Below are 12,186 nucleotides of genomic sequence, written 5' to 3' on the forward strand. Positions count from 1 at the left end.
GCGTCATTGAATTTCAACCTTCACTGCGGAGATTTTCCATGAGCAACGAACATATCGTGCACGTTACCGATGCCAGCTTCGAGGCCGACGTGCTGCAAGCGCAAAACCCGGTTCTGGTCGACTACTGGGCTGAATGGTGCGGCCCTTGCAAAATGATCGCCCCGATCCTGGATGAAGTCGCAACCGAATACGCCGGCAAGCTGAAGATCGCCAAGCTGAATATCGACGAAAATCAGGCTACGCCGCCGAAGTACGGCATTCGCGGCATCCCGACGCTGATGCTGTTTGCAGATGGCGAAGTGAAGGCCACCAAGGTGGGTGCGCTTTCCAAGTCGCAACTGACTGCGTTCCTCGATAGCAACCTCTGATCGTTGTGTGATGGCCAGGGCGCCTGCCCTGGCTAAACCGTGGCGCGGGCGGTACACTCCGCCTCGCTGCGTGCACGGCGTCTTGACACTTCGCGCCGGCCGCCTATAACCTTACAAGCATCCCGCCGCGTTATTCACGCGCAGCTCCATTCCGATTCCCTCCGTTTTCATTCCCGCCTCATCGCTGACGAGTCCAGCCCATGCATTTGTCCGACCTCAAACACCTGCACGTTTCCGAATTGCTCGAAATGGCGACCCAAAGCCAGATCGAAGGCGCAAATCGGATGCGCAAGCAGGATCTGTTGTTTGCCCTCCTGAAGAATCAGGCCAAGAAAGGCGAGGCTATTTTCGGCGATGGCACGCTGGAAGTGCTGCCGGATGGCTTCGGTTTCCTGCGCAGCCCGGATATTTCCTACCTGGCCGGCCCGGATGATATTTACGTCAGCCCGAGCCAGATTCGCCGCTTCAACCTGCATACCGGCGACTCCATCGAAGGTGAAATTCGTACGCCGAAGGATGGAGAGCGTTATTTTGCCTTGGTGAAGGTGGACAAGATCAACGGCGAATTGCCGGAGGCTTCCAAGCACAAGATCCTGTTCGAGAACCTCACGCCGCTGTTCCCGAACCGCCGCTTAAGTCTCGAGCGCGATATCAAGGCAGAAGAAAATATCACCGGCCGCGTGATCGATCTGATCGCGCCGATCGGCAAGGGCCAACGTGCCTTGCTGGTGGCACCGCCCAAGACCGGTAAGACGGTGATGTTGCAGAACATCGCCCATGCGATTACGGCCAATCACCCGGATGTGGTGCTGATCGTATTGCTGATCGACGAGCGCCCGGAAGAAGTGACTGAAATGACGCGCTCGGTGAAGGGTGAAGTCATCAGTTCGACCTTCGATGAGCCGGCAACCCGGCACGTGCAGGTTGCCGAGATGGTGATCGAGAAGGCCAAGCGCCTCGTCGAACACAAGAAAGACGTCGTTATCCTGCTCGACTCGATTACCCGTCTCGCCCGCGCCTACAACACCGTCGTGCCGGCCTCCGGCAAGGTATTGACCGGTGGTGTCGATGCCAATGCGCTGCAGCGCCCAAAGCGTTTCTTCGGTGCCGCGCGCAATATCGAAGAAGGCGGTAGCCTGACCATCATCGCCACGGCGTTGATCGATACCGGGTCGCGCATGGACGACGTGATCTACGAAGAATTCAAGGGCACCGGTAACAACGAATTGCATCTTGATCGTCGTATGGCGGAAAAGCGCCAGTTCCCGGCGATCAACATCAATCGTTCCGGCACACGCCGCGAAGAGTTGCTGATCCCGCAGGATCAACTGCAGAAGATCTGGGTGCTGCGTAAATTGCTCTACCCGATGGATGATCTCGAGGCGATGGAATTCCTGCTCGACAAGATCAAGGCGACGAAGACCAACAACGACTTCTTCGATTCGATGCGTAGATAAGTCATCGCTTGCTGCGCCAAGCCTGTTCTGGAATAATGCTGTGTTTTGCGTCGGCACAATCCCGGCGCGCACTCAAAGGAAAATGAAATGAAAGCCGATATCCATCCCGAATACAACGAAGTCATCTTCTACGACGCTAGCGTTGACTTCAAATTCCTGACCCGCTCCACCCTCAAACCCAAGAGCGGCGAAACCCTGAAGTGGACCGACGGTAAGGATTATCCGGTTGTGCGTCTGGACGTGTCGTCTGAATCGCACCCGTTCTACACCGGCAAGCAAAAGATCGTCGATACCGCCGGCCGTATCGAGAAGTTCCGCAGCAAGTACGGCATGTACAGCAGCAACAAGTAATCCGTACCTTTGCTTCGCAGAAAAGGCAGCTTTTACGCTGCCTTTTTTGTTGTCTCCGGTTTATGCTCCTCCCGTTCCCGGCTTCCACAAAAATAAATGCTGACCTATTCCCCGGATACCGATCGCACCGCGCCTGCTACAACGGCTGAGCGGCCTTGGTTGCTGTTATTGCTTTGCCTCGTCTGGTTGTTGCCGGGGTTGGTGGGGCATGATCCGTGGAAGCCGCGTGAGCTGGAAACCGCCGCCGTCATCGGCCGTTTTCTGGCTGGGCAGCATTGGTCGATTCCCTGGTTTGCCGATGCCCCCTATCTGATCGACTCTCCGCTGTATTACTGGTTTGCCGCGCTGGTGGCTTGGCCGGCTTCCAAGTTGGGGATGTCGATCCACGATGCGGCACGGATGACGACCGGTGTGTGGGCGGCACTCGCCTTGTGGGGGACGGGGCTCGCCGGCCGTGAGCTCTTTGGCCGCCGGCACGGGCGCATGTCGGTCATTCTGCTGATCGGCTGCATCGGGTTGATCATTTGGGGGCATCAGCTCTCCGCCAAGATATTGCTGCTGACGGGGTTTGCGTGGCAGGCGTATGCGTTGGCACTTGCCCGACGCCAACCGTTGAGTGCCGGTTTGGCACTGGCGTTTTCCTGGTTGGTTCTGTTGTTGGGGTCGTCGCTGGCTGAGTTTCTGTTGGCCGTGGTTGCCGCTGGCGTGGTGGGGCTGTATGCGCCGTGGCGGCGAGCGGGCTATCTGGTCACCTTGGTGACCGGGCTGGTGTTGGCACTACCGATCGGTGCAATCTGGCTGGCGGATTTCTACCAAGCCAATCCAGCGCTGTTCCGGGTGTGGATGGATCAATATGCGTTCGGCCCGTTTGGTGGGGTAGCGCGGTTCGGGTTTTTTCATGCCTTTGGCTATTTCCTGGCGGTTGCGCCCTGGTTTACCTGGCCGGTATTGCCATTGGCGGTTTGGGGCGCGTGGGCATTGCGCCGGGATTTGCGCGCTCCGGCATTCTTGCTGCCGGCTACGCTGTTGGCGCTGCATACCTTGTGGTTGATCTCGGCGGCTGAAGGAGATGAGTCGTATCTGCTCATCGTATTGCCACCGCTAGCGTTGCTGGCAACGCCGGGCATCGAGAGCTTGCGGCGCGGCGCGGCGGCAGCCCTTAACTGGTTTGGCGTGCTGACGCTGGGTCTGATGGCGGGGTTGTTGTGGCTAGGTTGGCTGGTCCTGCATTTGAATGTTCCGCTGAGCTGGGCGAGCGAATTGCAAAAACAAAGTCCTGCATACCGTGTGGATTGGCATGCTGCAGGCATGTTGTTTGCGCTATTGCTGACTGCGGTGTGGATCTGGGTGCTGTCGCGCAAACGGCCGCTCGGACGGCGTGCAGTGACCAATTGGGCGTGTGGTGTGACGTTGCTGTGGGGTGTGCTGATCGGCCTCTGGCAGCCTTGGCTCGATGCACAGAAAAGCTATCGCAGCGTGAGTGAATCACTCGCGCGGGATATGAAGCAGCGTACGGGGTGCATCGGTGGGCTGGGCGTATCCGATTCGATTGCCGCATCACTCGATTACTTTGTCGGGATTGCGGTCAATCGCGTTGACCCGGAGTCATGTCCGTGGCTATTAACGCAAGACCAGTTGCCGGCGGGCGGTGTCGCGGTGTGGCACGACAACCGGCCCGGTGAGCGGCGAGAGCAGTTTTATCTCAGCCCCAATCCGGAACTGGATGGGGCGGATGAGGCGGGGCAGTCAGAGAATCAGTGATGTTGTGCTGACTTGCCATCGTCTTGCGGTGGCGTAGCGTTCATTACATTCTTGTGGACGAACCAGCCGATGTAGCCGGCCATCACCAGCACGAACGAAATGGTGAACAGGCTGAGTAGGCCGATATCCGACATGAACAGTGTTTCCAGCGGTGTATTTTCCATGATGGAGCTCCGGTGATGAGAAGACTGGCTTTAGCTTGCCAGTCTTGTTGGATCCCCGTATTGATCGGCATCAAGGACGTACGGCTGGGGTCAGGTCTCTTCGTCGGTAATCGCTTCTGCCACTGATACCTGATTGCGGCCGTGGTGCTTGGAGTAGTAGAGCGCCTTGTCGGCCCGCTTGAGCAGATCGTCTACGAGCGGGTCATCCTCGCGCAATTCGGTCACACCGATGCTCGATGTAAAGCGTACCTCTTGCCCCTCATCCGTCGTGATCGAGTGGGCCTCGATGGCGATGCGCAAACGTTCGGCAACCGATACCGCGTCGATGAGATTTGTCTCCGGTAGCAGCGCCGCAAATTCCTCCCCGCCCATGCGCGCCACCAGATCGACATCGCGTAGCGTGGCTTTGCAGATGCGTGCCAAGGCCTGAATGGCTTTGTCGCCAACATCGTGGCCATAGGTGTCGTTGATGCGCTTGAAGAAGTCGATGTCGACCATCAACAAGCTCAAGGGACGACGATAGCGTTGGGCGCGACCCAGTTCCTGATTGGCCGTTTCCATGAAGTGCGCACGGTTGAACAGACCCGACAGGCTATCCGTCGTGGCGCGACGCTTGAGTTCTTCTTCCAGCCGCTTGCGCTCGGTGATGTCGACCAGACCCAGAACGATGGTCGAGCCCTCTGTCGTGGTGACGATCGAGAGCGAGGCCGTCGCCCAGAAAGCGTCGCCGTTGAAGCGCTGCAGTCGTATTTCGCTGCCGCGTACCGTCTGGCCAGCACGCAATTGCTCCAGTTGCCCGAGGAAATCGATCCGGTCCAGATACAGCTCGAAGGCGCGCATCGATAGTGCGGTCGCCTGCGGCATATCGAACAATTCAGCGGCGCGCTGGTTGATATAGGTGATGAAGTAGTCCGGCAGGCGGGCCAGCACGATGGCGACCGGTGTGGTCTCGATCATCTGCCGGAAACGTGCCTCGCTCGCATTGAGTTTGATTTCTTTCTGGACGAGATTGCGTGCCAATCGGTGCGATCGCCAGAAAAAGTAGGTCATCAGTAGCGCCATCGCCAGCAGTAGTCCACCGCCGATCAAGTAGTAGACCGTGGCATTGCGCCAATGGCCGAGGTAGTCCTCGGAGGATGCACTGACCACGACCAAGAACGGTGTGCCGGTCACGAGCTGATAGCTGGTCAGCCGCGTTGCGTCCGCGTCCCGGGTTTGCAGCACCTGAGTGCCGGTGACTACCCCACTGGCCAGCCGTTTGACCATGTCCGCATCAGGGGTGAACTGCAATTTGCCGGCATTTTTCGGATAGCTGGTGATCAGGCCAAGGCTGTCATCAATGAGCAGTACCGCGCCGTGTGGCCCAAGGTCGAGTGTGCCGAGCAAGTGATCGAAATAGTTGGTGGTCAGGCTGGCGGCGATCAGGCCGGCGAATTCGCCATTTGCCTTGTCAAAGCGCCGACCGATGACAATGCCTTGTTTCTGCGCCTTGTTGGTGACGATCAGGCGCGAGAACACCCGTTCCTGAAACGGGTTGTTGCGGATCATCGAAAAGTAGTCGCGATCGATCAGGCTGCTGCCGGTTGGCGTTTCCAGCGCCCGATGCATCATTGATCCATCCGGGCCAACCAGCGCGATATTGTCGGCTTGCCGGATCAGCCCCAGCTTGTCGACCAACATGGCTTGCAGCGCCTTGGTACGCTCGTCGCCAGCATCGGTGCGGGTAAAGTCGGTGTCGTGCAGCTGCTGGGCCAAGTCGTGAAGCACCAGATCGGTTTCACGTAATGCCGAGGAGAGCTGTCCCTCCAGAACCTGCGCGAGGTTCTCGACTTCGGTGCGTTTCCGGCCTACCTCGGCGTGATAGGAGCTGCTGACCTGATAGCTCAGCAGCAGAATCATCCCGAGACCGAACACCATGCCGATCAGCGAGAGCCAGGTGGATTGGCGGGACGTCCAGAAGTGGAAAGATTTGCGCATCCGACTAGTTTAGCTCGACGTCATACCCTGCTGCATTAGCCACAGCTAAAATTTGATTCAGTCGCGAAAATTCTGATACTGCAGCGGAAAATCGTCGATTGACTTGCGAACAAGCGCGATTGTTTCTTGTAGCACATCGCGCTTGGCCCCGGTCACTCGCACGGCGTCGCCCTGGATTGCCGCTTGGACTTTGAGCTTGGAATCCTTGATCATCCGCACGATTTTCTTGGCCAACTCCGATTCGATGCCCGTCTTCACGGTGATCGCTTGTTTGACCTTGTTGCCGGAGATTTTTTCGACCTTGGCTTCATCCAGGCAGCGGACATCCACGCCGCGCTTGGCCAGCTTGGTCACCAGAATGTCCTTCACTTGGTCCAGCTGGAAATCGCTGTCGGCAAATAGAGTCAGCACTTTGTCGGCCTGCTCGATCCGGGCATCCGAACCTTTGAAGTCATAGCGCGTGCCGACTTCCTTGCTGCTTTGCTCGACTGCGTTGCGGACTTCAACTTCGTTGATTTCGGAAACAATATCGAAAGAGGGCATGGTTATTCCTTGCGGGTGCTGTGCGGGTAGCTTGCCAAAATCAGCCATAGGGCCAGGCAGGGTAGGGCGACCCAGACCAGCTCACTGGACAATGTATGCAGGCCGCTAGCCGAAAAGAAGCGGTGGCCAATGGGCGACACGGCGATCGGATGAATGGAAAAGAAAAAGCGTTCGGTGCTGAATGGCCAGAACAACGCGACGCCGAGCCCGCCATTGGTACAGGCATCCAGCAGGGGGTGCGTTGCCACCGCCGCCGCCAGAATTGCGCTGGCACCTAGCCAGCGGTGCCAGCCGTCACGGCCATAAAAACCGGTGGCGAGGACGAGGCCCGCGATCAGTGCAAATACCAGCGAATGCGAGGCGCCCCGATGGCCGAACGGGCTGGCATAGGGAATGCCGAGACGGAACGTGATCGTATCCAGATCCGGCAGCATCGCGCCGATGGCGGCCAGCGCATACAAGCGTTTTTCACGCCACGTTGGCGGCAAGCAACGCACCAGCGTCGCGCCGACCAGCGCATGCGTGAAAATGGTCGTCATCGAGCGTGGGCCGATGGCTTAGTCGAAATGGCAGACGTAGTGCAGCTCTTCTGACACTTCGATATCGAAGCTGGAATTGCCCGGCACGTTAAAGCCCTGGCCGGCGATGATTTCACTCGGATGCTTGTCGCCAGCGACCTTGATCACGCAACGGCCTTCGATGATTTCCATCAATTCCGGGGCGTTGGTGTTGAAGGTGTAGGTGCCAGGCAGGATCACACCGATGGTTTTCTTTGAGCCATCGTCGAGGATCACGGTATGGGAAATGCACTTGCCGTCGAAATAGACGTTGGCGCGTTTGACGACGGCGACATTCTTGAATTGGGGCATGGTGAATCTCCGGTCAGTTGAATCGTTGTAGTCGTTATTTTTGGAGTACTTCGGTCAGGATAGTCTTGACGATAAAACCGAACATGCCAAAACCGAGTACGAAAGCCAGCACGATCGTGCCGTACTTGCCGGCCTTCGAATCCTTGGCCAGCCGATAAATGATGAAGCACATATAGCCGATCAGGCCGGTGCAGAGTATGGCGGTAGAGAGCTTGGTGAAGGTCTCTTCGTCCATATGCAGAAAAGCATCAAGCATGGATGTTCGCGTCGGCTGATTGGGATGGAGGAGGGCGCTATGTGACGGGTTTCATCGCAGAGCGCCCTGTGCCGTTTCAGGGATTAACGCCCTTTGCGCCCGGCGATCCGCATGCGCAGCGCATTCAGTTTGATGAAGCCGCCTGCATCTGCCTGGTTGTACGCGCCGCCGTCATCATCGAAGGTGGCGATGGTCTGGTCGAACAACGTGTCTTTCGAATCGCGTGCGACGACAGAAACGCCGCCCTTATACAACTTCAGGCGCACCCAGCCGTTCACGCGTTCTTGCGTGTGGTCGATCAGCACTTGCAGCGCCTTGCGCTCCGGGCTCCACCAGTAGCCGTTGTAAATCAGGCTGGCGTAGCGCGGCATCAGGTCGTCTTTCAGGTGGGCCACTTCGCGATCGAGCGTGATCGATTCGATACCGCGATGGGCCTTGAGCAGGATCGTGCCGCCCGGGGTTTCGTAGCAGCCGCGGCTCTTCATGCCGACGTAGCGGTTTTCAACCAGATCCAGCCGGCCGATGCCGTGCTTGCCGCCGAGTTCGTTCAGCTTGGTGAGCACTTGTGCAGGCGAGAGACGCACGCCGTTCAGTGCAACCACGTCACCCTTTTCGAACTCGACGTCGAGGTATTCCGGCGCATCCGGGGCTTGTTCCGGCGATACGGTCCAGCGCCACATGCTTTCTTCGGCTTCGGCCTTCGGGTCTTCCAGATGGCGGCCTTCAAAGCTGATGTGCAGCAGATTGGCATCCATCGAATACGGCGCGCCGCCGTTCTTGTGCTTCATGTCGACCGGGATGCCATTCTTTTCGGCATAGGCCAGCAGCTTTTCACGGGAGAGCAGATCCCATTCGCGCCACGGGGCGATGACCTTCACGCCCGGCTTGAGGCCGTAATAACCCAGTTCGAAACGGACTTGGTCGTTGCCCTTACCGGTTGCGCCGTGCGATACGGCATCTGCGCCGGTCGCGTTGGCGATTTCAATCTGGCGCTTGGCGATCAGCGGACGGGCAATCGAGGTGCCGAGCAGGTATTCGCCTTCGTAAATACTGTTGGCACGGAACATCGGGAACACGAAATCACGCACGAATTCTTCGCGCAGATCGTCGATAAAGATGTTCTCTTGCTTGATGCCGAACTGCAGCGCTTTCTGGCGAGCCGGTTCAAGTTCTTCACCTTGGCCGAGGTCGGCGGTGAAGGTAACGACTTCACATTGATATTCGTCTTGCAGCCACTTCAGGATCACGGAGGTATCAAGGCCGCCGGAGTAGGCGAGGACGACTTTCTTAACGTCAGACATGGAATTCCCCAATCAAAGCCAGTTGTTTCAGAACCGTCGTTTCTGGCGCAACGACGGCGGCAAATCTGCGAAAGGTGAATCGATCAAGCCAAGGCACTGCAAACCAAAGCGATCGAGCGTTATTTGCTGGTGGCGAGCCTGAGGCCAAAGCTGACAAACAGCATGCCGGTGAGCTTGGCTGCCAGGGTCGCCAACCATCGTCGTTGCGCCAGGCGCTTCACGAGCTGGCTGCCCGCGAGAATGAGCAGCGTGAGGTAACTCAGGCTGGTGATCTGCACGATCAGCCCCAGAAGGCCGAAAGTCAGCGCTACCTGCGGGTAGGTCGGATCGACGAACTGTGGAAAGAAAGCCATGAAGAACAGAATGGCTTTCACGTTGATGAGCGAAATGCCGAAGGCTTGCTTGAATGCCTGTTGCGGGCTGCCCGCTTCCGCTGTGACTTGCGTTTGACCGCCTCGGGTAAACAGCAGCTTGAGACCGAGCCATGCCAGATAAGCCGCGCCCGCATAGCGTACGACGTCGAAGGCAATCGGGTAGGCGTGCATGAGCGAGGCAACGCCAAGCGCCGCCGCGAGCATCAAGGTGAGATCGCCGAAAAAGACACCGCCAGCGGCAGCAAAACCGACCCGCGCACCGTGCTTGCCGGCCGTGCTGAGCACGAACAGCGAGTTCGGCCCTGGCGTCAGGATGATGACGACGGTGCCGAGAATGTAGGTGGCGAGGTCGGTAATGCCGAGAATGCTCACAGGGGTGTCAATCCTCGATTTTGCCTAGCAACAGGTATTCGATGACCGCTTTCTGGGTGTGCATGCGGTTTTCGGCTTCATCCCAGACCACGGATTGCGGGCCGTCGATCACTTCCGGATCGACTTCCTCACCGCGATGCGCGGGCAGGCAATGCATGAAGAGCGCTTCGGCCTTGGCCTGCAGCATGATCTTCTCGCTGACCTTGTAATTGATGAAGTCTTTTTTGCGTTGCAGCGTTTCGCGCTCGTAGCCCATCGATACGCTGACGTCGGTCGTGACGATATCGGCGTTGCGTGCGGCCTGGTACGGATCGTTGAACGTTTCGAAATGTTCCGGGCCGTAGGTTTGGCCGTCGAGCACAGTCATCTCATAGCCGCGCGGGCAGGCCAGGTTGAGCTTGAAGTTGAAAATCTTGGCGGCTTGCAGCCAGGTGCGCGACACATTATTGCTATCGCCGATCCACGCGACGGTCTTGCCTTCGATCGAGCCGAAGCGTTCGGTGTAGGTAAAGATGTCCGCCATGATCTGGCAGGGGTGATATTCGTTGGTCAGGCCGTTGATGACCGGCACTTTCGAGTTTTCGGCAAAGCGATCGATGATGCTTTGCTCGAAGGTGCGCACCATCACGATATCGACCATGCGGCTGATAACCTGTGCCACATCTTCGATGGGCTCGCCGCGACCCAGTTGCGTGTCCTTGGATTGCATGAACATCGCGTGGCCGCCGAATTGGGCCATGCCGGCTTCGAACGAGACGCGGGTGCGGGTGGACGATTTCTCGAAAATCATGCCCAGCACACGGCCAATGAACGGCTGGTAGAGCTGGCCGGCCTTCAGGCGCTGCTTGAGGATGCCGGCGCGCTTGAACAGGTATTCATATTCTTCGCGCGTGAAATCGGAAAATTGCAGGTAATGGCGCATCGGCGTCGGATCGCTCGGCCTTGAGGCGGCGATTTTCTGGAAAAACCCACATTATTCAGCGATTTGGGTAGGTCCGGCAAGCCCGTGCCGACCTTAGCGCCGTTCACCCCGGCGGGCGGCGCTTTTTATGTCGCACCGCATCAGGGCTGCAGTGTATAATCCGCGTTTGAAGCAATTTGAGATGCCCTTGCCGGTTTAATGCTCCCATGATCTGTAACCCGTACGAAATCATCATTCAAGGGATTACCAGCAACGGTCGTGAATTCCGTCCCAGCGACTGGGCAGAGCGTCTTTCCGGAATTCTTTCCACCTTCGGTTTCGACCAGAAACTGTCTTACGCACCCTATGTTCGGCCCATGGTTCATGAGAACGTACGTTGTGTAGCGGTGGATAAGCAGCTGGAGAAGATCGACCCACGCGTGTTCGACTTCATCATGACTTTTGCGCGCGATAACGATCTACGCATCGTCGATTGCCGCACGCTGCTTGATCAATATCAAGCCGACGCAAATACCTGATCCCCTTGAAGTACGTGTAATTACCGGGCTTTCCACGCTTGCCGGGACATGCTCGCGGATGTCGTTAGTTGTTTACACGCGTCAAATTACCGTTTTCATCGGATCGCCGTTGTTGCGTTGCACAATAGACGCTATGCTTACTAACACTTAGTGCTGGTGCACATTGCAAAAAGAGGTAAGCCGATGAAACTCAAAGATAAAGTAGCCATCATCACCGGCTCGGCCAGCGGTATCGGCCATGCGACAGCTGTCAAGTTCGCAGCCGAAGGCGCCAAGGTTGTCGTCTGTGATGTGAATCAAGCCGGGATCGATCAAGTCGTCTCGGAGCTCACCGCAAGTGGTGCGACTGCCGCCGGTTTCGTCGTTGACGTAACCAACAAGGCGCAGATTGCTGCCATGGTTGCGGGCGTAAAGGAAAAATTCGGCCGTATCGATATCTTGGTGAACAACGCTGGCATCGTTGCCGATGCGCAGTTCTACAAGATGACTGATGAGCAGTTCGATCGCGTGATCGATATCAACCTCAAGGGCGTTTACAACTGCGCCAAGGGCGTGGTCGATACGATGATCGAGCAGGGCGGTGGCGTGATTCTGAATGCGTCGTCGGTGGTTGGTCTTTACGGCAATTTCGGCCAGACCAATTACGCCGCAGCCAAGTTCGGTGTGATTGGCTTCGTGAAGACGTGGGCCAAGGAGCTCGGCAAGAAAGGCATTCGCGCTAACGCGGTTTGTCCGGGTTTTGTGGCTACGCCGATTTTGAAGTCGATGCCGGATAAGGTGATTCAAGCGATGGAAGACCGGGTGCCGATGCGCCGCTTGGCTCAGCCGGAAGAAATCGCCAATGTGTATGCCTTCCTGGCTTCGGACGAAGCAAGCTATATCAATGGTGCAGCCATTGAAGTGACCGGTGGTCTGACGCTGTAATTCGCATCACGCACCACAAATAAAAAACC

General features: G+C 57.4%; 14 protein-coding genes and 1 pseudogene. 6 read left to right on the forward strand and 9 right to left on the reverse strand.

Annotated features, from left to right (window positions below; translation table 11 throughout):
* The first annotated feature begins 38 nt into the window (after positions 1–38).
* The 4 genes from trxA to BR41_RS04430 all read left to right on the forward strand — a co-directional run bounded on the left by trxA (position 39) and on the right by BR41_RS04430 (position 3,937).
* Positions 39–368: a thioredoxin TrxA gene (trxA, locus tag BR41_RS04415; RefSeq protein ID WP_035053226.1), complete on the forward strand. Its 330-nt coding sequence runs from the start codon at positions 39–41 to the stop codon at positions 366–368.
* Between the two features lie 200 nt (positions 369–568).
* Positions 569–1,825, forward strand: coding sequence for a transcription termination factor Rho (gene rho, locus BR41_RS04420; protein ID WP_035053228.1), 1,257 nt, complete (start codon positions 569–571; stop codon positions 1,823–1,825).
* A gap of 87 nt (positions 1,826–1,912) precedes the next feature.
* On the forward strand, positions 1,913–2,176 hold the full coding sequence (locus BR41_RS04425; RefSeq protein ID WP_035053230.1) for a type B 50S ribosomal protein L31: 264 nt from the start codon (positions 1,913–1,915) through the stop codon (positions 2,174–2,176).
* Positions 2,177–2,272: 96 nt separating this feature from the next.
* Entirely contained in the window at positions 2,273–3,937 is a 1,665-nt protein-coding gene (locus BR41_RS04430) for an ArnT family glycosyltransferase (RefSeq protein ID WP_051710130.1), read from the forward strand.
* Here the strand turns inward: BR41_RS04430 and BR41_RS23460 are convergent.
* From BR41_RS23460 to argF, 9 genes are all read right to left on the reverse strand, one after another.
* On the reverse strand, positions 3,931–4,101 hold the full coding sequence (locus BR41_RS23460) for a DUF3149 domain-containing protein (RefSeq protein ID WP_084186833.1): 171 nt from the start codon (positions 4,099–4,101) through the stop codon (positions 3,931–3,933). The genes BR41_RS04430 and BR41_RS23460 overlap by 7 nt on opposite strands.
* Positions 4,102–4,191: 90 nt before the next feature.
* A complete protein-coding gene (locus BR41_RS04435; RefSeq protein WP_035053231.1) occupies positions 4,192–6,078 on the reverse strand; it encodes a sensor domain-containing diguanylate cyclase in 1,887 nt (628 codons plus the stop codon).
* A 57-nt stretch (positions 6,079–6,135) separates the two neighbouring features.
* Positions 6,136–6,621: a YajQ family cyclic di-GMP-binding protein gene (locus BR41_RS04440; RefSeq protein ID WP_035053233.1), complete on the reverse strand. Its 486-nt coding sequence runs from the start codon at positions 6,619–6,621 to the stop codon at positions 6,136–6,138.
* A 2-nt stretch (positions 6,622–6,623) separates the two neighbouring features.
* Positions 6,624–7,160, reverse strand: a complete 537-nt coding sequence (locus BR41_RS04445) for a metal-dependent hydrolase (RefSeq protein ID WP_035053239.1) — start codon at positions 7,158–7,160, stop codon at positions 6,624–6,626.
* Positions 7,161–7,178: 18 nt separating this feature from the next.
* Complete coding sequence (gene ppnP / locus BR41_RS04450; protein ID WP_035053242.1) at positions 7,179–7,490, reverse strand: pyrimidine/purine nucleoside phosphorylase; 312 nt, start codon at positions 7,488–7,490, stop codon at positions 7,179–7,181.
* Between the two features lie 34 nt (positions 7,491–7,524).
* Positions 7,525–7,746: a DUF2788 domain-containing protein gene (locus tag BR41_RS04455; RefSeq protein ID WP_245615796.1), complete on the reverse strand. Its 222-nt coding sequence runs from the start codon at positions 7,744–7,746 to the stop codon at positions 7,525–7,527.
* 83 nt (positions 7,747–7,829) lie between these two features.
* Positions 7,830–9,047, reverse strand: coding sequence for an argininosuccinate synthase (locus BR41_RS04460; protein WP_035053245.1), 1,218 nt, complete (start codon positions 9,045–9,047; stop codon positions 7,830–7,832).
* 119 nt (positions 9,048–9,166) lie between these two features.
* Positions 9,167–9,793 (reverse strand): leucine efflux protein LeuE, encoded by a 627-nt coding sequence (leuE, locus tag BR41_RS04465; RefSeq protein WP_245615797.1) that lies wholly within the window; start codon positions 9,791–9,793, stop codon positions 9,167–9,169.
* Between the two features lie 7 nt (positions 9,794–9,800).
* A complete protein-coding gene (argF, locus tag BR41_RS04470; protein ID WP_035053248.1) occupies positions 9,801–10,715 on the reverse strand; it encodes an ornithine carbamoyltransferase in 915 nt (304 codons plus the stop codon).
* A 206-nt stretch (positions 10,716–10,921) separates the two neighbouring features.
* Between argF and BR41_RS04475 the strand changes: the two are divergent.
* Positions 10,922–11,209, forward strand: a pseudogene (locus BR41_RS04475) (DUF3579 domain-containing protein); the annotation flags it as partial.
* A 207-nt stretch (positions 11,210–11,416) separates the two neighbouring features.
* Complete coding sequence (locus tag BR41_RS04480; RefSeq protein WP_035053253.1) at positions 11,417–12,157, forward strand: beta-ketoacyl-ACP reductase; 741 nt, start codon at positions 11,417–11,419, stop codon at positions 12,155–12,157.
* Positions 12,158–12,186: the final 29 nt, after the last annotated feature.

Origin of the sequence: Andreprevotia chitinilytica DSM 18519 (assembly GCF_000711875.1) — a bacterium.
Lineage (GTDB): Bacteria > Pseudomonadota > Gammaproteobacteria > Burkholderiales > Chitinibacteraceae > Andreprevotia > Andreprevotia chitinilytica.